The sequence below is a fragment of the Corynebacterium striatum ATCC 6940 genome (genome assembly GCF_000159135.1).
Classification (GTDB): Bacteria; Actinomycetota; Actinomycetes; order Mycobacteriales; family Mycobacteriaceae; genus Corynebacterium; species Corynebacterium striatum.
In genome coordinates, this window is the sequence record NZ_GG667521.1 from 217,295 (window position 1) to 236,146 (window position 18,852).

Below are 18,852 nucleotides of genomic sequence, written 5' to 3' on the forward strand. Positions count from 1 at the left end.
GAGTGATTAACCAACTGTGGAAGAGACATGGGCTCACCGCGCTGACCTCGCGGAAACTGCCATCAATGATCGCCATGCGCAAGCCGTATGGTCAATCCCGCGTACCAATCTCGCGGTTGTGAGCTGGCCGCCGACGAGCAAGGAAAAGCTCTTCGTGCACTGGCACTATTGGTGGCAAGCTCACTATCTCGATTGCCTAGTCGATGCCGCGCTTCGTAACAACACCAAGGTACGTCGAGCCCGCATCGCGGACACCATGCGCGGTATCCGCCTGCGTAACCTTTCTCAGCTGAACAAAAATCGCTACTACGATGACAAGGCTTGGCTCGCACTCGCCATGGGGAGGGCGGAAAACCTCAAGAAGGTCAAGGTACACAAGCGCCTTGGCAGCTTGCAGCGCAATATTCGCGAAGGCGTTGACCCAACCATCGGTGTGCTGCCGTGGCGCGAAGGGGAGACCTTCCTCAACGTGCCGTCGAATGGCCCGGGCGCAATCATGTTGGCTCGCATGGGCCGTATCAACGAAGCCCGCCACATCGTGGACTGGATTTATGATCACCTCGTTGATGATGACGGATTCATCATGGACGGCATCCGCATGCGCATGGATGGCCCAGAGATTGTGAAGGCAATCCACCCGTACTGCCAGGGCGTCGTGCTGGGCGCGTGCTTGGAGATCGCGCTTGCTCTGCGGGAAAAGGCTGGTCTGTTCTCCCTCGAGCGCATCGATACCGTGCAAGAGGCCGAGCTGGCTGCGGATATGATGCACTACATCACCAACATTCGTGGCTTGGTCCAAGCGGTGGCGACGGGCATGGCGACTCCTTCCGGAGTCATCAACTGGAAGACGGGCGATGGTGATGGTGGCCTGTTCAAGGGCATCCTCGTGCGCTACCTTGCCGACGTCGCGGTGCGCCTGCCCGGCGATTCCCCGGCCAACCGGGCAACCAAGAAGCTGGCGGCGCGCATGGTGGTGGCTTCTGCGGAGTCGGTGTGGGAGCATCGCTTGGAAGTTGATGGTCTGCCGATCTTCGGATCCGACTGGACTGCCGATGCCCGCCTGCCGCACAATTATGGATTCGGGCCGAATACCCTCGGCGAAAAGGTCGGAATCATCCGCGTCGCCGAGCGCGATTTGTCGGTCCAATTGTCCGGTTGGATGCTCTTGGAGGCCTGCGCGAGGGTCACAAAGTACCAATCTGAAGAAGGATAAAAACGCATTACAAGCGTACTATTTTGTGGTTTTGCCTGCTTATTGCATGAGGCTTGGAACGCGCTAGCCTGCGTTAACTAACCTCACAAAAATTGGCGCGGCGAAAACGGACAAAAACAGGCATACTTGGGAACTGGAACGTGATTCTCCGAAACACACAAAGGATGGAACTTCATGCCAATCGCAACTCCTGAGGTCTATAACCAGATGCTTGACACCGCCAAGAAGGGCGGCTTCGCATTCCCGGCTATCAACTGCACCTCCTCCGAGACCATCAACGCCGCACTCCGTGGCTTTGCCGAGGCAGAGTCCGACGGCATCATCCAGTTCTCCACCGGCGGCGCTGAGTTCGGCTCCGGTCTGTCCGTGAAGAACAAGGTTGCAGGCGCTCAAGCTCTGGCTGCTTTCGCTTACGAGGCAGCAAAGCACTATGGCATCAACGTTGCACTGCACACGGACCACTGCCAGAAGGAAGTTCTGGACGAGTACGTCCGCCCGCTCATCGCCATCTCCCAGGAGCGCGTTGACCGCGGCGAGCTGCCTCTCTTCCAGTCCCACATGTGGGACGGCTCCGCTATTCCAATCGACGAGAACCTCGTCATCGCACAGGAGCTGCTGGAGAAGGCACACAACGCAAACATCATCCTTGAGGTTGAGATCGGCGTCGTCGGCGGCGAAGAGGATGGCGTTCAGGCTAAGGCTGGCGCAAACCTCTACACCTCCACCGAGGACTTTGAGAAGACCGTCGACGCACTGGGCACCGGTGAGAAGGGCCGCTACCTGCTGGCTGCTACCTTCGGCAACGTTCATGGCGTCTACAAGCCAGGCAACGTGAAGCTGCGCCCAGAGGTTCTTGATGAGGGCCAGAAGGCTGCAGTCAAGAAGCTTGGCCTGGATGAGAACGCCCAGCCGTTCGACTTCGTCTTCCACGGTGGCTCTGGCTCTGAGAAGGAGAAGATTGAGCAGGCTCTGTCCTACGGCGTTGTGAAGATGAACGTTGACACTGACACCCAGTACGCGTTCACCAACCCAGTTGCTCGCCACATGTTCGAGAACTACGACGGCGTCTTCAAGATCGACGGCGAGGTCGGCAACAAGAAGGTTTACGACCCACGCTCCTACATGAAGAAGGCTGAGCAGTCCATGGCTGACCGTGTTGTCGAGGCCTGCACCGACCTGCACTCCGTGGGCAAGACCGTTTCCAAGTAAGGCTGACCACCAAACCCACACCACACAGAGCCGTTCCTCCACACCCCGCAGCCGCAGGGAGGGAGGAGCGGCTTTGCTGCGTTTAGCTTCAAAGAATGCCCCGGCAAAGTTCCTGGCAAAGTCCCTGCCCGAATCAAGACCGGTATCAAAACCCAAATGGTGAGGTCACCGTGCAGCAAAAGGGACTAGTGTAAGCCAATGGGGCAAATGGGAACCGCAAATGGTGAGATCAGCTCACCATCTAGAGCGAACCCAGCCACGACCCAGGCCGACCCCAACCAGAGCCAAGCAATCCACACGGGCGAACTAAGATAGGGAAACTATGGCGGATGACAAAAACACCAGCACAACTCAGCGGGTGAAACTTAGCACTCGCGAACAGCTGCGCAGCGTCGACCGCTCGATGAAGTCTCGGTTCGCACGCGTGAAGTCGCGCTTCATGTTTATCCTGCAGTCAACGCTGGGAGCGGGCTTGGCATTCTTCGTCGCCCACGTGGTCTTTGGCCACTCGCAGCCGTTCTTCGCACCGATGTCGGTCATCATCATCCTTGGTCTTTCCGGCAGTGACCGTCTCAAACGTGCAGTGGACCTGTCTATCGGCGGCATTGTTGGCGTCATCGTGGGCACTCTGCTCGTCGACGGCGTGGGTACCGGCCCCGTCCACATGACCATCATCATCGGTTGCTCGCTGCTGATTGCCTCCTTTGTCACGAGTTCGCAGCTGGTCAGTAACCAGATCGCCATCGGCGCCATTCTGATTGCCACCATCATGCCACCTGAAGAAATGGGTGGTCTCTCCCGCGCGATCGACGCCATCATCGGTGCGGTCATCGGTATCAGCATGGTTGCACTCATTCCTACATCCCCATTGCGTGCGGTACGCAAGGAAATCTCCAAGGTGTTGGGAGTGGCCTCATCAGTGCTTTCCGACGTCGCAGAAGGCTTGCGCGCCAACGACCCCCGGACGATTTTGGAAGCTCGTGATGCGGTACGTGGCACCCAGGGGGACATCAACAGCATGCTGAATGCCGCCAAAGGCGGGGCCGAAACCGTTAAGGTCTCGCCGTTTCTATGGAGCCGGCAGCGTAACGTGAAGTCGCTTGAACGCATTCTTACCCCAGTGGACAACGCGGTGCGCGGTGTGCGCGTGCTGTCCCGCCGTGCGTTGGTCCTTGCCGAGGACGGGGACCACGTGACCGACGAACAGATCGAGCTAATCGACGAGCTTTCCGACGTCACGATGGAACTCTCCGAGCTGTATGCCCAGGAATCCTCCAATGAGAGCCGTGCCAACGAGGCTGTGGTGATTCCAGAGATAGTGCGGAAGCTGCGCATTCTTGGCGCGCGATCGACCATGGAAGTGATCGGCGAGGACGGGGTGCTTTCTGCCTATTCAATGCTGGCGCAAACGCGCTCTATCATCGTGGATCTGCTCATGGTGTCCGGCATGTCGCGTGAATCTGCGGTGGCGCAACTGGCGCCGACCTCCGACCATCCGGCGTATCCACCAGAAGTGTGGGACGGCGAATAGAGACGAGAAAGGGTCCGCCGTTACGGACGAACCACCTGCAGATCGCGCAGGTGACGGTAGAACGTCACGCGGTTGACTGGGCGCTTGGCGCTGACACCATCGACCACGACGCGCAGCTCAGGGCCACCTGCCTGAACTGCACGGCCGGTGCATACGGTATCTTCATCAAGCTGTCCTGGTGCGGCCGGTGTGGAGAACTTCGAACGCAGCCAGGCGCCGAAACCGGATGGCTTAGCCGTGTCCGCAGCAAGGCCGAACGACGCCGACGCGGCGACGGGGGAGACGGCTTTTGCCGCGAGGATTCCCGGTGCATCGACCATGGGGACCAAGCGCGCACCGTACGTTCCGATCCCAGTGGTATTGGTGGCTTCGTGGCGAACCACCACGTGGTCATCGACGATGATCTCCCCCGTGATCTCCCCGTTGCTCCACTCTGAGATGGAAGCGGAACCAGCGATGGCTAGGCCGGCGTCGTTACGGATGAGTGGTACCGGGCGCACTGGCGCGCTCAGCGCGACGCTCAATGCAGACTCGAAATCGGTGGGCAGGCCCCAGTTGCGGGCAACCGTCGACTCCTCCACGGGCACGAAACCCAGCTCGGCCCACAGGTAGTCGCTACGCATCATGCGAGTAAGCACGGCGGATAAAGCGGCGTCGGTCCCCACCACGACGACGCGTAGCGGATCCTTAAGGTGCGGTGCTTGCGGCGCGAGTTCGGGGGTGCCGAGGTGGCGCACGTCTGGCTGGGCCGCGATCTCGTCGAGCGTAGGCGTGGGATCGTGGGGGAGTGCGATGGCAGCGGCGTCGTCAAGCGCGCGTAGCTCTTTACGGGTGGGAACCGCGCTGACGTCGAGAAGTGTGGCCTCAGGGGGCAGTTCTAAGGAGACGTCGCTGCCGCATCGAATAACAATGAGAGCCACCGTGTGAAACCTTGCCTTTCCAGGGACGTTGCCCGGCAGTGTGCGGGCCGTAACCCCTTCACCCTACAACGCGTAGTACCCCCATGAATAACGGCCGATTGGGGTGTACAGGGTCACATATGGCTATATTCTTATTCCGCATTACTTTCTATTTGGTGTCCAGGCACATGCTTGGGCGCAAAAGCTATTTTCCAAACAATTTCGCGGAGGCTCCATCGTGGCTATTGAATTCACCATGATCCAGTCCATCGGCATCGCTGTTGTGTTGCTTATGCTGGGTCTCTGGCTTAAGCAGCGCATCTACTTCTTTGAACGTTTTGCCATCCCCGCCCCTGTTATCGGCGGGTTCCTTTTTGCCATCATCAACCTGGTCCTACACCAGACCGGCATTTTGGACATCACCTTTGATACCACGCTGCAAAGCTTCTTCATGGTCATCTTCTTCACCACGGTGGGCTACGGCGCATCGCTGAAGGTGCTGCGCGCTGCTGGGCCAAAGGTCATGCTCTTCCTGGTTGTGGCCCTGGTTCTGACGATTCTGCAGAACGTCGTGGCAGTGGGACTGGCGCCCCTCGTTGGCGTTGACGCGCAGCTCGCGCTCATGACGGGCTCCGTTTCGATGACCGGTGGCCACGGAGTTTCCGGCGGTATTGCTCCTCTCGTGGAAGAAGGCGGCGTGACCGGTGCTGAGACCGTGGCCTACACTGCAGCGACGTTCGGCCTGGTTATTGGCTCGCTCATGGGCGGACCGTTGGCGAACCGCTTGATCCTGAAGAACAAGTTGATGGACAAGGAATCCGCTGAGGTTGACATTGACGAGTCCATCCTGCAGCACGTATCTCGCAAACTGCGTGGCGACGCCGTGCTGCACGCCTTTGTGATGATCCTCGTGGCGATGCTGCTGGGCAGCTTCCTGACCGACGCAATGAACTACCTCGTGGGTCTGCTCACCGACAAGGCTGCGTTCCCGCTCTACTTCGGCTCCATGATCGTGGCCATCATCCTGCGTTATATCAATGACAGCCGTGAACAGAAGATGTACAAGGAATTGGTTCCGACCGAAGAGGTGGAGATCATCGGTGTCATTGGCCTGAACTTCTTCTTGGCAATGGCTCTCATGAACATCAAGCTGTGGGAGCTGGCTGAGCTGGCTATCCCGATGCTTATTCTGCTGCTCGCGCAGACCATCCTCATGTGGCTCTTCGCCAACTTCGTCACCTTCCGCGTCATGGGCCGCGATTACGATGCCGCCGTACTCACCGCTGGTCACTGTGGTTTCGGCATGGGTGCAACCCCGAACGGTATGGCCAACATGGACTCGGTGGTCACCAAATTCAAGGAATCCAAACTGGCGTTCTTCATTCTGCCGATTATCGGTGGCATGTTTATTGACTTTGCCAACATCGTGAACATCCTGGTGTTCCTCAACTTGGCATAAGCCAATCCATTAGGCCATCTCCCCGTCAATTTAGCCCAGCGTATTCAAGCTGGCAGGAGGCGTACTCGCTGAAGAATTGTCGGGATTTGGCATAAGCATGTCACATTAGCCACCGCTACCCATGGTCTAGGGGTAAAGTAGTTGCGTATTTGGCTTCAATCATTAGGAAGTGACTCCCAGAAATGGCAGCAATCGTCATCGTTGGCGCTCAGTGGGGCGACGAAGGTAAAGGTAAGGCCACCGACATCCTCGGTGGCAAGGTTGACTACGTAGTCAAGCCGAATGGCGGCAACAACGCTGGCCATACTGTTGTAGTTGGCGGCGAGAAGTATGAGCTCAAGCTCCTTCCCGCCGGCATTCTCTCTGAGAACGCAATTCCGGTGCTGGGCAATGGCGTGGTTATCAATCTCGAGGCCCTCTTTGATGAGATCGACGGCCTTGAGGCACGCGGCGCGAATGCCTCGCGCCTGCGTATCTCCGCGAACGCTCATCTTGTGGCGCCGTACCACCAGACTTTGGACCGCGTGCAGGAGCGTTTCTTGGGCAAGCGCGCCATTGGCACCACGGGCCGCGGCATCGGTCCGGCTTACTCTGACAAGGTCGCCCGTATTGGCATCCGCGTGCAGGACATCTTCGATGAGTCCATCCTGCGCCAGAAGGTTGAGTCTGCGCTGGACATTAAGAACCAGATGCTGGTGAAGATGTACAACCGCAAGGCAATTGATCCTGACCAGATCGTGGAATACTTCTTGAGCTACCGTGACCGTTTGGCTCCCATGGTTATTGATGCTGAACTGGAACTCAACAAGGCTCTTGAGGCTGGTAAGCACGTCCTCATGGAGGGCGGCCAGGCAACGATGCTGGACGTTGACCACGGAACTTACCCGTTCGTGACCTCCTCCAACCCATCTGCCGGCGGTGCTTCGGTGGGCTCGGGTATTGGCCCGACCCGTATTAAAACCTCGCTGGGCATCATCAAGGCCTACACCACCCGTGTGGGTGCCGGCCCGTTCCCGACCGAGCTCTTCGACAAGTGGGGCGAATACCTACAGACCACCGGTGGTGAGATTGGCGTAAATACCGGCCGTAAGCGTCGCTGTGGTTGGTACGATTCCGTGGTGGCTCGTTATGCCACCCGCGTTAATGGGTTCACAGACTACTTCCTGACCAAGCTGGACGTGCTCACTGGTATTGGTGAGATTCCGATCTGCGTGGCTTACGACGTCGATGGCAAGCGCTACGACGAGATGCCGCTGACCCAGTCTGAGTTCCACCACGCCACGCCAATCTTTGAGACCATGCCGGCCTGGGATGAGGACATTACAGGCTGCAAGACCTTCGAGGAACTCCCACAGAAGGCTCAGGACTACGTCCTACGCCTTGAGGAACTCTCTGGTTGCCGCATGTCCTACATCGGCGTTGGACCGGGCCGCGACCAGACCATCGTGCGCCACGATGTAATGAGTGATCACTAATCCGAATATCCAATACGAGATACTCAACTTAAATTAAGGCAGGGTTCCCTAACGGGGTCCTGCCTTTTTGCGTAGTTACCACCGTTTGCGAGATACATTCCTATGTCGAAAGTTCCATAAACTATTCCTTAAATAGAAAATCCGAGATTAACCAAGTGGCCGAGCATTTGCATTTTCACCGTGGCAGCAATCACAATGTTGTTTCCTAACACTAAATTAGAAGGATGTTCCTGGTAGGGGCGTGTATAGGAATGCTTAATGGCCAAATCTAAGGGAGGATTGGGGGTTTATGGCATCAGCATCACTGGCGCACTTAAGTTGGTTTAATTTAAGCTGTCTCACGAGTTCAGAGTGAGGCCTCGCCCAATACTCTTACCTTGCTTGGCGGACCACGCTGGGCTGGCTCCCAGCCGTTTTCCTTAAATGGCTGGCTTCTTCTATGGACCATGCCATCCCTGAAACCCATAGTTAATTTCTCAGGGACTATTAGAAAGGACTTCTTGTATGATCAAGAAGGGCATTCGGCCGACTGTTAAAGCGCGTCGTCGCGGCACCTCTATTGCCGCTGCTGTACTCTCAGTCGCACTTGTCTCCCCATTCATTCACGCAGTTTCTGCGCCGGTTGCTTACGCGCAGACCACAACTGGCACTACTGCACCGGATACCACCGCTGGCCCAAACGACCGCGATACCGACGGCGACGGTCTGACCGACGACCAGGAAGTCAACGTTACCAAGACTGACCCGACCAACCCGGACACCGATGGCGATGGCCTGACCGACGGCCAGGAAGTCAACGTTCACAAGACTGACCCAACCGAGCCTGACACCGATGGCGACAACATCAAAGATGGTGACGAGGTCAACGGCAACAACGGCAACAAGGATTGGGACGGCGACGGCAATCCGGATCCGACGAGTCCGAACCATGCTGACTCCGATGGTGACGACAACGACGACGATAAGGAGATTCTGCAGGGCACCAATCCTAACGATCCGGACTCCAAGCCTTCCGGCAAGGACTCCGATGGTGACGGCCTGACCGATGAGGATGAAACCAGTGGCGAAAGGAACACTGGATTCGGCAAAAAGCCGACCGAACCGAACAACCCGGACACCGATGACGACGGCGTCAAAGACGGCCATGAAATCCTCGACGGCACCGATCCGAACAACTCGGACACCGATTACGATGGCTTGATTGACGGTGACGAGAAGGCTAAGGGCACCGATCCGAAGAAGGCTGATACCGATGGGGACGGCATCAAAGATGGTGACGAGGTCAGCGGCAACAACGGCAACAAGGATTGGGACGGTGACGGCAATCCGGATCCGACGAATCCTACCAAGCGTGACTCCGACAATGATGGCGTTGACGACAAGACTGAGATCGAGAAAGGCACCAACCCGAACGATCCGAACTCCAAGCCTTCCGACGAGGGTGAGACCACCAAGGCTCCTAATTGGAACGACGGCAAGACCTCCCCGGGCAAGAAGGTAGAGCTTCCTAACAACGGTGGCGCTGTTCAGGACGGCACCACCGTTGAGGTTAAAGGTCCGGGCAAGGCTGAAATCGACGAGAGGGGCCAACTCGTTGTTACCCCGAGTGATGACGCTAAGCCGGGCGATACGATCACCGTTACTGTCAAGGCCAAGGACGGCAAGGTCGTCGACACCGTTACCGTGACCGTCGTGAAGGAGAAGGGGGATTCTTCCAACGGCGGTTCTTCCAACGGTGACCTGGGTCGTTTTATCCTAGCTGGCCTGGCTGTAGGCCTGCCGCTGCTGTTCCTGATTCCGGGTGGCTTGGCTTCCCAGATCAAGGTTCCGGGTCTGTCCCCGTTCATCGAGCAGATTTCCAGCCAGCTTGGCAAGGCCAACATCGAACTGCTGAAGCAATTGGGCATCTACAACCCGGCTATTGCTAAGCAGCTTGCTGGCATCAACGCTTAGTTCGGTAAGTACGGCGAGTCAGCTGGCAAGGTTGCTGGCGGTGTCGCTCTGGTTGCCACTAGCTTTACCACCAAGCGAAACGCCTGTCTTCTACATCTTTCCAAGTAGAAGGCGGGCGTTTGGAGATCGCTCGGCCTTCGTTCTTGCCTGCGGCCTGCCGCGGCGTTAAATATCTTGCATCCTGGCTTTTCAGTAATAAGACTGTGAAGAACATGTGCAATAATTCAAGGATGGATATTTCAGGCGACATCGCAGGTTATATAGGTACCCCCCTTACCGGTAACGCCACCAAAGTGCTGTTGCTTGGCGCAGGCGAGCTAGGCAAGCAACTAGTTATTGCCTTCCAGAACTTGGGCCTTGAGGTACACGCCGTCGACCGCTACGCCGGCGCCCCTGCACAACAGCTCGCGCACTTTAGCTACATCGCGGACATCACCGATGAAGCCAAGGTGCTCGAAATCGCCGAGCGCATCCGGCCAGACTATATCGTCCCCGAAGTTGAGATTGTGGCCGTCGAGGCGCTGTCGCGGCTTGAGTCCGAAACCCCCGCCGTCGTCGTCCCTAGCGCCCGGGCGTGCGAACTGACCCAGTCCCGCCAGACCATTCGTGAAACGGCCGAAAACATTGGCCTGCCCGTAACCGCATACCGCTTTGCCAGCTCCGCGGAGGAGCTTGCCGAAGCCGTCCATGAGCTGGGCATGCCGTGCATCGTAAAGCCGGATGTGGCAACCTCCGGCAAGGGCCACATGCTGGTCAAGGACGAGGAAGATCTCAAGGACGCATGGAACCTCGTGCGCCGTGTATCTTCCGATGAAAAGCGCGTCATCGCTGAGCGCTTCGTAGACTTCGACTACGAGGTCACCCTTCTTGCAGTGCGCTCCATCGATCCTGTCTCCGGCAAGCTGTGCACGTGGTTTAGCGAGCCTATCGGCCACCGCCACGAGCGCGGCGACCTCATCGAATCCTGGCAGCCGCTGGCCATGAGTGAGATCGCACTTGAGAACGCACGCTCCGTTGCCGCGCGCATCTCCAACGAGCTGGGCGGGCGCGGCGTCTACGGCGTTGAGCTCTTCGTCGCCGACGAGGACGTGTACTTCTCTTCCGTCTCCCCGCGCCCTTCCGATACCGCCATGCTCACGGGTTACACGCAGCGCTTCTCCGAATTCGAGCTGCACGCCCGCGCCATCCTGGGCTACCCAATCGACGTCACCCTAACCTCACCCGGCGCCAGCGTGGTGCTGCATGCCGACGCCGCGACAGACGACGTCGCCTATAGCGGCGTTGCAGAGGCCATGACCTTCGAAGAGACCGACGTCCGTCTCTTTGGCAAGCCCGGTGCCTACGTTGGTCGCCGCATGGGCATGGTGGCTACCACCGCAGAAGACGTCGAGACTGCGCGCGATCGTGCCGCGCTTGCCGCCGCCAAGATCAGCATCAGCCAGACCCCGAACGCGCCGGTTGTCGCCAACGCACAGGCCGTGGACCCAGTAGCTAACGATGCCGTCGACATCGATTTCATCGAGGTCGCTGAGCCCGTCGTCGAGGTCGACCCAGCTCTCAACCGTTCCGCAGACGATTAGCCCTCGCGGCGCAGGATCATCGGCTGGTGGGGGATACCCTCGTCGTCGAAAAGCTCGCCGCACACCTCAAAGCCGTAGGCACTGTAGTAATCCACCAGCGGTGCCTGTGCCTCCAAGTAGACCGGCTGGCCGCTCATGGCCACTGCGGCATACTGCAACGCTGCTTCCATGACCTGCTTGCCCAGGCCCGTGCCGCGAGCCTGTTTATCCAGAGCAAAGCGGCCAAATTGGGCCACCTCCTCGCCATCTAGCGTGGAGGGGAAGACGCGCGCGGTGCCAACAATACCGCGGGTGTCGTCGTCGAAAGCCAAGATATGCACTGTGGAATCGAGCGCATCGGTGTCATCGATTTCGGCATACGGGCACTGCTGCTCATGCACGAAGACGTCCACGCGCAGTTTGTAGAGCGCGTGGACGTCAAGCGGATTCATGTGGGTAATGGGCGCAGCAGTGAGCGTGTAAGTCATGCCCGCGATCTTAGCGGTGGTAGTTCGACTTGGTATCTGCTCGGTGCTTACTTGGTCGCTTGGCTTAGGCGCGCAATGTGCAGGGTTAGATACGTGATTTCATCCGCGGTGAGACTCTCATTCATGCGCAGCTCGATGACTCCGGCGACTGTACGGGCGCACTGTGCGGCATCCGGGTATTGGTCGTTGATGACGTTGGATACAGGAGACCCCGGCGAATCCAGCTGCGAGTGCTCAGCCATGCGTACGAACAAGTAACGCAAGTGCGTGATAAAGCGGGCAACAGAAAGATCTTCGCTTTCAAGTTCCACGCCGTTGTGGCTGCCGATGATGTCCAGCAGCTGCTGGATAAGTCCTGTCATGCGGTAGGTGCCGGATAGGTCGCCCACCGTGAAACCGGCATTGACCAGGTGCAAGGTCAGCGCCACTGCCTCAGACTCAGGCAGTGGGGAATGCAGCCCTTTATTGATCTCCTGGAGCAGAGTGCTGGCCAGCGCGAAATCCTCAGCGTAGAGATGGCGGACCTCAGCCTCGAGCGGATACTCGATGCTTATTCCGCGGTTGACCGCCGAATGCACGTGGTCTGCTAGAGCCACCACCAGGGTGAGTTTGCTGCGCAGCGTATCCGGCACGTGAGCGCGGTCCATGGCTTCCAGCACTAGCTGGATGAACTCACCCGGGACGGCGGCGAGCATGGCAGCAGAGTGATCGGGGTCCCGGCCTGAGGCCGGTACGAATACCTTGACCACTTTGGCTGGATCGACGGCGTCGCCAGCCTTTGCCTGAAAGCCGATTCCGCGGCCGGTCACGATGACGTCTTCTGTGTCCTCGCCTGCGGGAGTGCCAGCGTTGCTGCCGGTACGGCGCGCCAAGACGACGTTGTTGTTGAAGACGCGCAGGATCTGCATTGCTGAATCAATTCCTTCTTCAGGCGGTGGGCACGGATAAGGCCCGATAGTAGTTAAGACTATCGGGCCTATAGGGCACGCGCGCCGAGGCGCGGAGCCCTAATTCAGGGTTGTTACTAGCGGGTAGCGGTGATGATGATATCGCCAGCCGTAGCCTTCTTAATTCCGGCCGGAGTTACCTCGGCCAGTGCCTTGGTGTTGGTCACGGCCACCACGATGGTGGTGTCGTAGCCTGCGGCGCGTACGGCACCGAAATCGACGGTGGCCAGGAGCTCGCCGGCCTTGATGGTATCGCCCTTCTTGACGGCTGGGGCGAATCCCTCGCCCTTCATCTTCACGGTGTTGATGCCGATGTGGACGAGGACCTCGACGCCGGACTCGGTCTTGATGCCATAAGCGTGGCCGGTCTTCATCGCGCTGACGATTACGCCGGATACCGGGGCGTAGACCTCGTCGGAAGCGGGGATGACACCCACGCCGTCGCCCAGCGTTCCTGCGGAGAACACTGGGTCATTGATTTCGGTCATCGGAACAACTTCGCCCTCAGCGGGGGAAGTGATGACGGTCTCGGTTTCAGCGGGGGCCTCGGCAGCGGTGTCGGGGGCGGCGGCCTCGGCCGGGGCGTCGTCAAGCGCAGCAGCGCCTGCACCAGCGGCAGCGGCCTTCTGGGCGGCGCGCTCCTCTGGGGTGCGGTAGTCGGAGATGAAGACCGCGATGAAAGCAACCACGAATGCCACGGTGATGGCGATGACGTACTTGAGCATCGGGTTGAAGACGGAGATGGTCAGCAGCGAGGTAAAGACGAAGGCGTCGGTGGTGATGCCGTTGGAGCCTAGGGTAAGCAGTGCAACGGTGAGGCCGCCGGCGAAGCAGCCCACCAGCATGCGCGGGTAAATCCTCTTGTAGCGCAAGTGAATACCGTACAGGGAAGGCTCGGAGACGCCACCCAGCAGACCGGCGGCGAGAGCGGAACCAGAGGTCTGGCGCATCACGGTGTCCTTGTCGCGGATGGACAAAGCAAGCACAGCGGCGGTTGCGCCGAAGCAGGCGAAGTTCCATGCACCCATTGGGCCCTGGATGAAGTCGTAGCCCAAGGTCTGGATGTTAACCAGCATCAGGGCGTTCAGTGGCCAGTGCAGACCCAGCGGAACCAGGAATGGGTAGAGCATCGGGATAGCGAGAGCGAAGACGAATGGCACGTTGTCGTTCATCCAGGACAGGCCAGCGCCAATGCCGTTACCAGCCCACACACCGAACGGGCCGATGAGGAAGGCGGTCAGTGGGATAACGATGAGCATGGTGAAGAAAGGAACGAAGACCATGTGGATGGAAGTAGGAATGATCTTCTGGAAGAAGCGGTAGACCAGCGCTGCTACATAAGCCATCATCAAAGGCACGAAGACGTTGCCGCCGTAATCAGGCAGCTGCATGGTCATGCCAAAGATTGGGATGGTGCACTGTTCGGTGCCCAGGGTGTCATTGACAACGCATTGAACGGCCGGGTTCTCAGTGAGGTTGAGGAACTCCGGGGTGAGCAGCGCTGCCATGATGGCGGCCGGGACCCAAGGGTCGATGCGCAGCTTCTTGCCAGCGTTGTAAGCCACCATCAAAGGCAGGAAGTAGAAGACGGAACGCCACATGGCGTCGACGAAGAACCACGAGGCCGGCTTGTCAGGCGCGCGGAAGTCGACGATTCCGAATGCGTCGAGGATCGACGCGAACGCGATGATGAGCGAGGCGCCCAGCAGGACACCCAGAATTGGACGGAAGGAATCGGACAGGTACTCAAAGAACTTGTCCATGAAAGGGACCTTGCCCTTGGCCTTGGCGCGAGCGGCAGCCTTGATGTCCGCATCGCTTGGGCCGCCGTCCTTCATGGCGGGCAAGGCGTTGATCTCGTCGTAGACGGTGGCAACGTCGCCACCGATAACGACCTGGTAGTTCGAGCCGCCCTGGGGGACTGCGCCCAGCACCTTAGGGATGGCCTCGAGGGCCTCCTTGTTGACCTTCGAGGAGTCATTGAGCTGGAAGCGCAAGCGAGTGGCACAGTGAGTAAACGATGCAATGTTGTCTGCGCCGCCAATGCCATCGAGGATGGCCTCAGCTGCGGAGCGCGTTTGCGTCGACATGTGAGTTCCTTTCGAAATCCTGGGGCGGACTTTGTAGTTCCTGAGGCGGCGAATGTGCCCTAAAACCACAAAAGACCCAGGGCGCTGGGGCGATGCCGCGTATGCTTACGCGACGCTCATAGCGTCCTAGGTCTTGCCCGAAGTAACAATCCTTAACTCGGAGCTTACTCTGGGGGGCTCACTGTTCCAAGTGTATGTGTCTGAACGCACAATTTTTGGGTGGCGGTGGGTGGGATTGACTCATGCAGTGTGTTTTACGTTTCACAATCGCTATTAGAAACGGCTTTATTCGGACATCTCCAGTAAAGTGAAGGCGTCACTGTGTGCCGCGTTTAGTGACTTGCGGCACACTATTCGTCTACTCTTTGAAAGAGAAAGGCTACTGAGAATGTCTGCACAGAACTCCGCACTCGTGAGTGTCATCGGCCGTGGCTTCGACGGTCTTGATGTCCCCTCGCTGGCGCAAGACCTAGGCGCAACCTTCGCGCAGCTCAACGATCTGGGAACCACCCTTGATCAGATTCTGGTCACTGTTCCAGAAGGCGACGTCGTGTTGCAGGGCACGGGTGTAATGGACTTTGACGCCAAGGCCGCAGCGGCGCTCGGTATCCCGTTCGTTCTGATTACCAACGCTCCAGCACGTACTTCGGACCTTGCCCTTGCCCATGCACGCTCCGTGGGTGCTGAGGTTTTGGGCGCGTTTACCGACGTCGCTTCTGTCCCAGGTGCGCTCTCATCAGTCGGGGAGATTGCCCCGGTTATGAGCGCCGAACTTTTCCAGAAGCAGCTGCTTGACCAGGCTCGCGCAGTCGGTGCACACATCGTGCTCCCAGAGGGCGACGATGACCGCATCATTGAAGCGGCCGGCGCACTCATCGAGGGCAAGGTCGCTAAGCTGACCATCCTCGGTGATGAGGTGGACGTCGCCAAGCGGGCGGAGCGCCTCGGCGTGGATCTCGCCGGCGTAGACGTCATTGATCACCTGAACTCCCCGCTGGCGGAGGAATTCGCCGCTGACTTCGCGGAGCTACGTAAGAAGAAGGGCGTCACCCTGGAGCAGGCGCGCGAGACTATGCAGGACGTTTCCTACTTCGCCACGATGATGGTGCACAAGGGCCTGGCAGATGGCATGGTTTCCGGCGCTGCGCATACCACGGCGCACACCATCAAGCCTTCCTTCCAGATCATCAAGACCGTGCCGGGCGCTTCCGTGGTTTCCTCCATCTTCCTGATGGTCATGCGCGGACGCCTGTGGGCATTCGGTGACTGTGCGGTCAACCCGAACCCAACTGCAGAGCAGCTGGGTGAAATCGCCGTGGTTTCCGCAAAGACCGCAGCGCAGTTCGGCATCGCCCCACGCGTGGCCATGTTGTCTTACTCCACCGGTACTTCGGGCTCCGGCCCGGACGTTGACCGCGCGGTGGCTGCTGTTGAGGCCGCTCGTGCGCTGGATTCCTCCGTCAAGGTGGATGGTCCGCTGCAGTTCGACGCCGCGTGCGACCCAGGCGTGGCTGCCAAGAAGGCGCCGGAGTCTCAAGTTGCTGGTCAGGCAAACGTCTTCATCTTCCCGGATCTCGAGGCAGGCAACATCGGTTACAAGACCGCCCAGCGTACCGGCGGCGCGCTGGCTGTCGGCCCGATTCTGCAGGGCCTGAACAAGCCGGTCAACGACCTTTCCCGCGGCGCTACCGTTCCGGACATCATCAACACTGTCGCCATCACGGCAATCCAGGCTGGAGTTAAGTAAATGGCATACGTACTCGTTCTCAACTCAGGTTCCTCATCGGTTAAGTTCCAGCTGGTTGACCCAGAGGGCACGGCTACCGACGCCCCGCTGGTCTCCGGCTTGGTCGAGCAGGTCGGCGAGCCGATGGGTGCCGTCACCGTCAAGACTGGTGGCGAGGAATACAAGGAAGAGCTGGAGATTCCGACCCACTCCTTCGGCCTGGAGCGGGCATTCGACATTATGCACCAGCACAACGTGGGCCCGATGGACGTGGAGGTCGTTGCCGTGGGACACCGCGTTGTCCACGGCGGACGCCTCTTCTCCGACCCGCAGCTGATCACGGATCAGATTGAGTCCATGATTGAGGACCTCATCCCGCTGGCCCCGCTGCACAACCCAGCCAACCTGGACGGCATTCGCGTGGCTCGCAAGATGCTGCCGAACATCCCGCACGTGGCGGTCTTCGATACGGCCTTCTTCAACCATATGCCGCCGGCTGCTGCGCTTTACGCCATCAACAACGAGGTGGCTTCCAAGTACGACATCCGTCGCTACGGCTTCCACGGCACCTCCCACGAGTTTGTGTCGCAGCAGGTCCCGCGCTTGCTGGATAAGGACCCGAAGCGCGTCAACCAGATCACCCTCCACCTAGGCAATGGTGCGTCTGCGGCGGCTATTCGCCACGGCCGTCCAATTGATACCTCGATGGGTCTAACCCCGCTGGCTGGTTTGGCGATGGGCACCCGTTCCGGCGATATCGACCCGGGCATCATCTTTCACCTCTCCCGCCAGGCGGGCATGTCTATCGATGAGATTGACAACCTGCTCAACAAGCAGTCTGGTGTGAAGGGCATTTCCGGCGTCAACGACTTCCGTGTGCTGCGTGAGCGCATCGAAGCCGAGGACCAGGACGCATGGCTGGCATACAACATCTACATCCACCAGCTGCGCCGTTTTATCGGTTCCTACATGATTGCGCTGGGCCGCGTGGACGCCATCACCTTCACTGCAGGCGTGGGCGAAAATGACACTGAGGTACGTCAGGATTCGCTGTTCAACCTGGGTATGTACGGCATTCACTTCGACAAGCAGGCTAACCTAGTCCGCTCGAAGGAGCCGCGCATGATTTCTGAGGCGGACTCTCCGGTCAAGGTCTTCGTTGTGCCGACCAACGAAGAGCTGGCTATCGCACAGAAGTCCGCTGAAATCGCCGATATGGCGCGTGAGGCGGGGCTGTACTAGTCCGCGTTTGGAAGGGGCCAACCTGGTGGCTGGCCCCTTCGTCGCGATGAGTTATCCACAGATTTGGCCTGTTGCACCAATTCCCTCTTGCGCTCGTACTGATCCGGCTAGTGGACTATCTCTATGGAACAATTCGGGGGAGTAGTAGAAGGGCAGTCGCTGCCTTGGCATGAAAAGCAGCTGGCGCGGTGTTTGCGGGCGGGCCATAGTGCTAGGCGGGCGGTGCTCGTGGGAGTTTCGGCGGCGCGGGTGCATGGGCTGTGGGTCCTCCCGCCGCGGTGCGGCGAGGAGCCGGTGACGCTCGCTCTGCGCTCTGGCGTTATGCCACCGCGGAGAGACTGGGGCCACGGCCGAAGTTACAAGAAGATGCGTCTGCCAGATTCTATGGTCGAGAAGGTGCAGGGCGTTCGCGTCACGTCTGCTTTGCGCGCCGCGTTGGACCTCGCGCGCTTCGAAGGCTGGATTCGCGGCTTCGTGGCACTCGAATCATGGTTTCGGATGCATCCTGAACTCGATGTCGAGGCTGCCAAGGCTATGGCTATGGATTGCCTCGCAACTATGGGGCGGGTCAAAGATATCGCTGAAGCGCGTCGAGCTATATCGCTTCTTTCTGGTCAATGCGAGTCTCCCTACGAGGCATTATGCATCGCGTTATTGGTACACGCAAAGATGGGTTATTCCATCCAACAGCAGGTCTGGGTGATTCCCAGTGTTCGCGTTGATGTTCTGATTGATGGTTGGCTGGTATTGGAAATTGATGGAGCCGTGAAGTATGACGGCGCAACCTATGACTCGGATACCCGGCGGGTAATCGTGGAAGAGCGTCGCCGCGAGGTGAGATTGCAGAATGCCGGTTACACGGTATTCCGTGTGACTTCGACTGAGCTGTTTCATCAGCCACAGAAGTTCCTGGCAGAGCTGCGGGCAACTTGGGTGTCTGGCCGTGAGCGGGGACTGCAGCAAGTGGTGCGCCAGGCGTAGGCGCTTCCTCTCACCATTTGCAGGTAGTTGGCCTAGATGGTGAGGTCGAGCTGTAACTACTGTGACTGGCGTTGCCTGCT

General features: G+C 58.8%; 14 protein-coding genes. 10 read left to right on the forward strand and 4 right to left on the reverse strand.

Features of this window, described 5'->3' with window-relative positions; all coding sequences use genetic code 11:
- The first annotated feature begins 16 nt into the window (after positions 1-16).
- The 3 genes from HMPREF0308_RS06150 (at position 17) to HMPREF0308_RS06160 (ending at position 3,953) form a co-directional block, all read left to right on the forward strand.
- Positions 17-1,213, forward strand: a complete 1,197-nt coding sequence (locus tag HMPREF0308_RS06150) for a glycoside hydrolase family 76 protein (protein ID WP_005529763.1) — start codon at positions 17-19, stop codon at positions 1,211-1,213.
- A 174-nt stretch (positions 1,214-1,387) separates the two neighbouring features.
- The gene (fbaA, locus tag HMPREF0308_RS06155; protein WP_005529764.1) at positions 1,388-2,422 is read left to right on the forward strand and encodes a class II fructose-bisphosphate aldolase; all 1,035 of its coding nucleotides are present in this window, start codon (positions 1,388-1,390) and stop codon (positions 2,420-2,422) included.
- A 322-nt stretch (positions 2,423-2,744) separates the two neighbouring features.
- Positions 2,745-3,953 (forward strand): FUSC family protein, encoded by a 1,209-nt coding sequence (locus HMPREF0308_RS06160; RefSeq protein ID WP_005529766.1) that lies wholly within the window; start codon positions 2,745-2,747, stop codon positions 3,951-3,953.
- 20 nt (positions 3,954-3,973) lie between these two features.
- Here the strand turns inward: HMPREF0308_RS06160 and HMPREF0308_RS06165 are convergent, their stop codons facing one another.
- Positions 3,974-4,873 (reverse strand): diacylglycerol kinase family protein, encoded by a 900-nt coding sequence (locus tag HMPREF0308_RS06165; RefSeq protein WP_005529767.1) that lies wholly within the window; start codon positions 4,871-4,873, stop codon positions 3,974-3,976.
- Positions 4,874-5,090: 217 nt separating this feature from the next.
- Between HMPREF0308_RS06165 and gltS the strand changes: the two genes are divergently transcribed.
- The 4 genes from gltS (at position 5,091) to purT (ending at position 11,319) form a co-directional block, all read left to right on the forward strand.
- The gene (gltS, locus tag HMPREF0308_RS06170) at positions 5,091-6,311 is read left to right on the forward strand and encodes a sodium/glutamate symporter (RefSeq protein WP_200973396.1); all 1,221 of its coding nucleotides are present in this window, start codon (positions 5,091-5,093) and stop codon (positions 6,309-6,311) included.
- 182 nt (positions 6,312-6,493) lie between these two features.
- Positions 6,494-7,786, forward strand: coding sequence for an adenylosuccinate synthase (locus HMPREF0308_RS06175; RefSeq protein WP_005529771.1), 1,293 nt, complete (start codon positions 6,494-6,496; stop codon positions 7,784-7,786).
- 504 nt (positions 7,787-8,290) lie between these two features.
- On the forward strand, positions 8,291-9,739 hold the full coding sequence (locus HMPREF0308_RS13005) for a hypothetical protein (RefSeq protein WP_005529775.1): 1,449 nt from the start codon (positions 8,291-8,293) through the stop codon (positions 9,737-9,739).
- A gap of 230 nt (positions 9,740-9,969) precedes the next feature.
- A complete protein-coding gene (gene purT / locus HMPREF0308_RS06185; RefSeq protein ID WP_005529777.1) occupies positions 9,970-11,319 on the forward strand; it encodes a formate-dependent phosphoribosylglycinamide formyltransferase in 1,350 nt (449 codons plus the stop codon).
- On the opposite strand, the gene HMPREF0308_RS06190 is transcribed toward purT, so the two are convergent.
- The 3 genes from HMPREF0308_RS06190 to HMPREF0308_RS06200 form a co-directional block, all read right to left on the reverse strand.
- Positions 11,316-11,786 (reverse strand): GNAT family N-acetyltransferase, encoded by a 471-nt coding sequence (locus HMPREF0308_RS06190; protein ID WP_005529779.1) that lies wholly within the window; start codon positions 11,784-11,786, stop codon positions 11,316-11,318. The genes purT and HMPREF0308_RS06190 overlap by 4 nt on opposite strands.
- Positions 11,787-11,833: 47 nt before the next feature.
- Positions 11,834-12,694: a PRD domain-containing protein gene (locus HMPREF0308_RS06195; protein ID WP_005529781.1), complete on the reverse strand. Its 861-nt coding sequence runs from the start codon at positions 12,692-12,694 to the stop codon at positions 11,834-11,836.
- 116 nt (positions 12,695-12,810) lie between these two features.
- Positions 12,811-14,823 carry a glucose PTS transporter subunit IIA gene (locus HMPREF0308_RS06200; protein ID WP_005529783.1) on the reverse strand — a complete coding sequence of 671 codons (2,013 nt, stop codon included), beginning with the start codon at positions 14,821-14,823 and terminating at the stop codon, positions 12,811-12,813.
- A 388-nt stretch (positions 14,824-15,211) separates the two neighbouring features.
- Between HMPREF0308_RS06200 and pta the strand changes: the two genes are divergently transcribed.
- The 3 genes from pta to HMPREF0308_RS06215 all read left to right on the forward strand — a co-directional run bounded on the left by pta (position 15,212) and on the right by HMPREF0308_RS06215 (position 18,772).
- Positions 15,212-16,570: a phosphate acetyltransferase gene (gene pta / locus HMPREF0308_RS06205; protein WP_005529785.1), complete on the forward strand. Its 1,359-nt coding sequence runs from the start codon at positions 15,212-15,214 to the stop codon at positions 16,568-16,570.
- Positions 16,571-17,791, forward strand: a complete 1,221-nt coding sequence (locus HMPREF0308_RS06210; protein WP_005529787.1) for an acetate kinase — start codon at positions 16,571-16,573, stop codon at positions 17,789-17,791.
- A gap of 366 nt (positions 17,792-18,157) precedes the next feature.
- Positions 18,158-18,772 carry a hypothetical protein gene (locus HMPREF0308_RS06215; RefSeq protein ID WP_169305112.1) on the forward strand — a complete coding sequence of 205 codons (615 nt, stop codon included), beginning with the start codon at positions 18,158-18,160 and terminating at the stop codon, positions 18,770-18,772.
- Positions 18,773-18,852: the final 80 nt, after the last annotated feature.

What these genes read in the sequence shown, in the direction of transcription:
- fbaA (WP_005529764.1), top strand. Translation starts at nt 1,388, where the DNA reads ATGCCAATCGCAACTCCTGAGGTCTATAACCAGATGCTTGACACCGCC.
- HMPREF0308_RS06160 (WP_005529766.1), top strand. Translation starts at nt 2,745, where the DNA reads ATGGCGGATGACAAAAACACCAGCACAACTCAGCGGGTGAAACTTAGC.
- HMPREF0308_RS06175 (WP_005529771.1), top strand. Translation starts at nt 6,494, where the DNA reads ATGGCAGCAATCGTCATCGTTGGCGCTCAGTGGGGCGACGAAGGTAAA.
- HMPREF0308_RS13005 (WP_005529775.1), top strand. Translation starts at nt 8,291, where the DNA reads ATGATCAAGAAGGGCATTCGGCCGACTGTTAAAGCGCGTCGTCGCGGC.
- purT (WP_005529777.1), top strand. Translation starts at nt 9,970, where the DNA reads ATGGATATTTCAGGCGACATCGCAGGTTATATAGGTACCCCCCTTACC.
- HMPREF0308_RS06190 (WP_005529779.1), bottom strand. Translation starts at nt 11,786, where the DNA reads ATGACTTACACGCTCACTGCTGCGCCCATTACCCACATGAATCCGCTT.
- HMPREF0308_RS06195 (WP_005529781.1), bottom strand. Translation starts at nt 12,694, where the DNA reads ATGCAGATCCTGCGCGTCTTCAACAACAACGTCGTCTTGGCGCGCCGT.
- HMPREF0308_RS06200 (WP_005529783.1), bottom strand. Translation starts at nt 14,823, where the DNA reads ATGTCGACGCAAACGCGCTCCGCAGCTGAGGCCATCCTCGATGGCATT.
- pta (WP_005529785.1), top strand. Translation starts at nt 15,212, where the DNA reads ATGTCTGCACAGAACTCCGCACTCGTGAGTGTCATCGGCCGTGGCTTC.
- HMPREF0308_RS06210 (WP_005529787.1), top strand. Translation starts at nt 16,571, where the DNA reads ATGGCATACGTACTCGTTCTCAACTCAGGTTCCTCATCGGTTAAGTTC.
- HMPREF0308_RS06215 (WP_169305112.1), top strand. Translation starts at nt 18,158, where the DNA reads ATGCGTCTGCCAGATTCTATGGTCGAGAAGGTGCAGGGCGTTCGCGTC.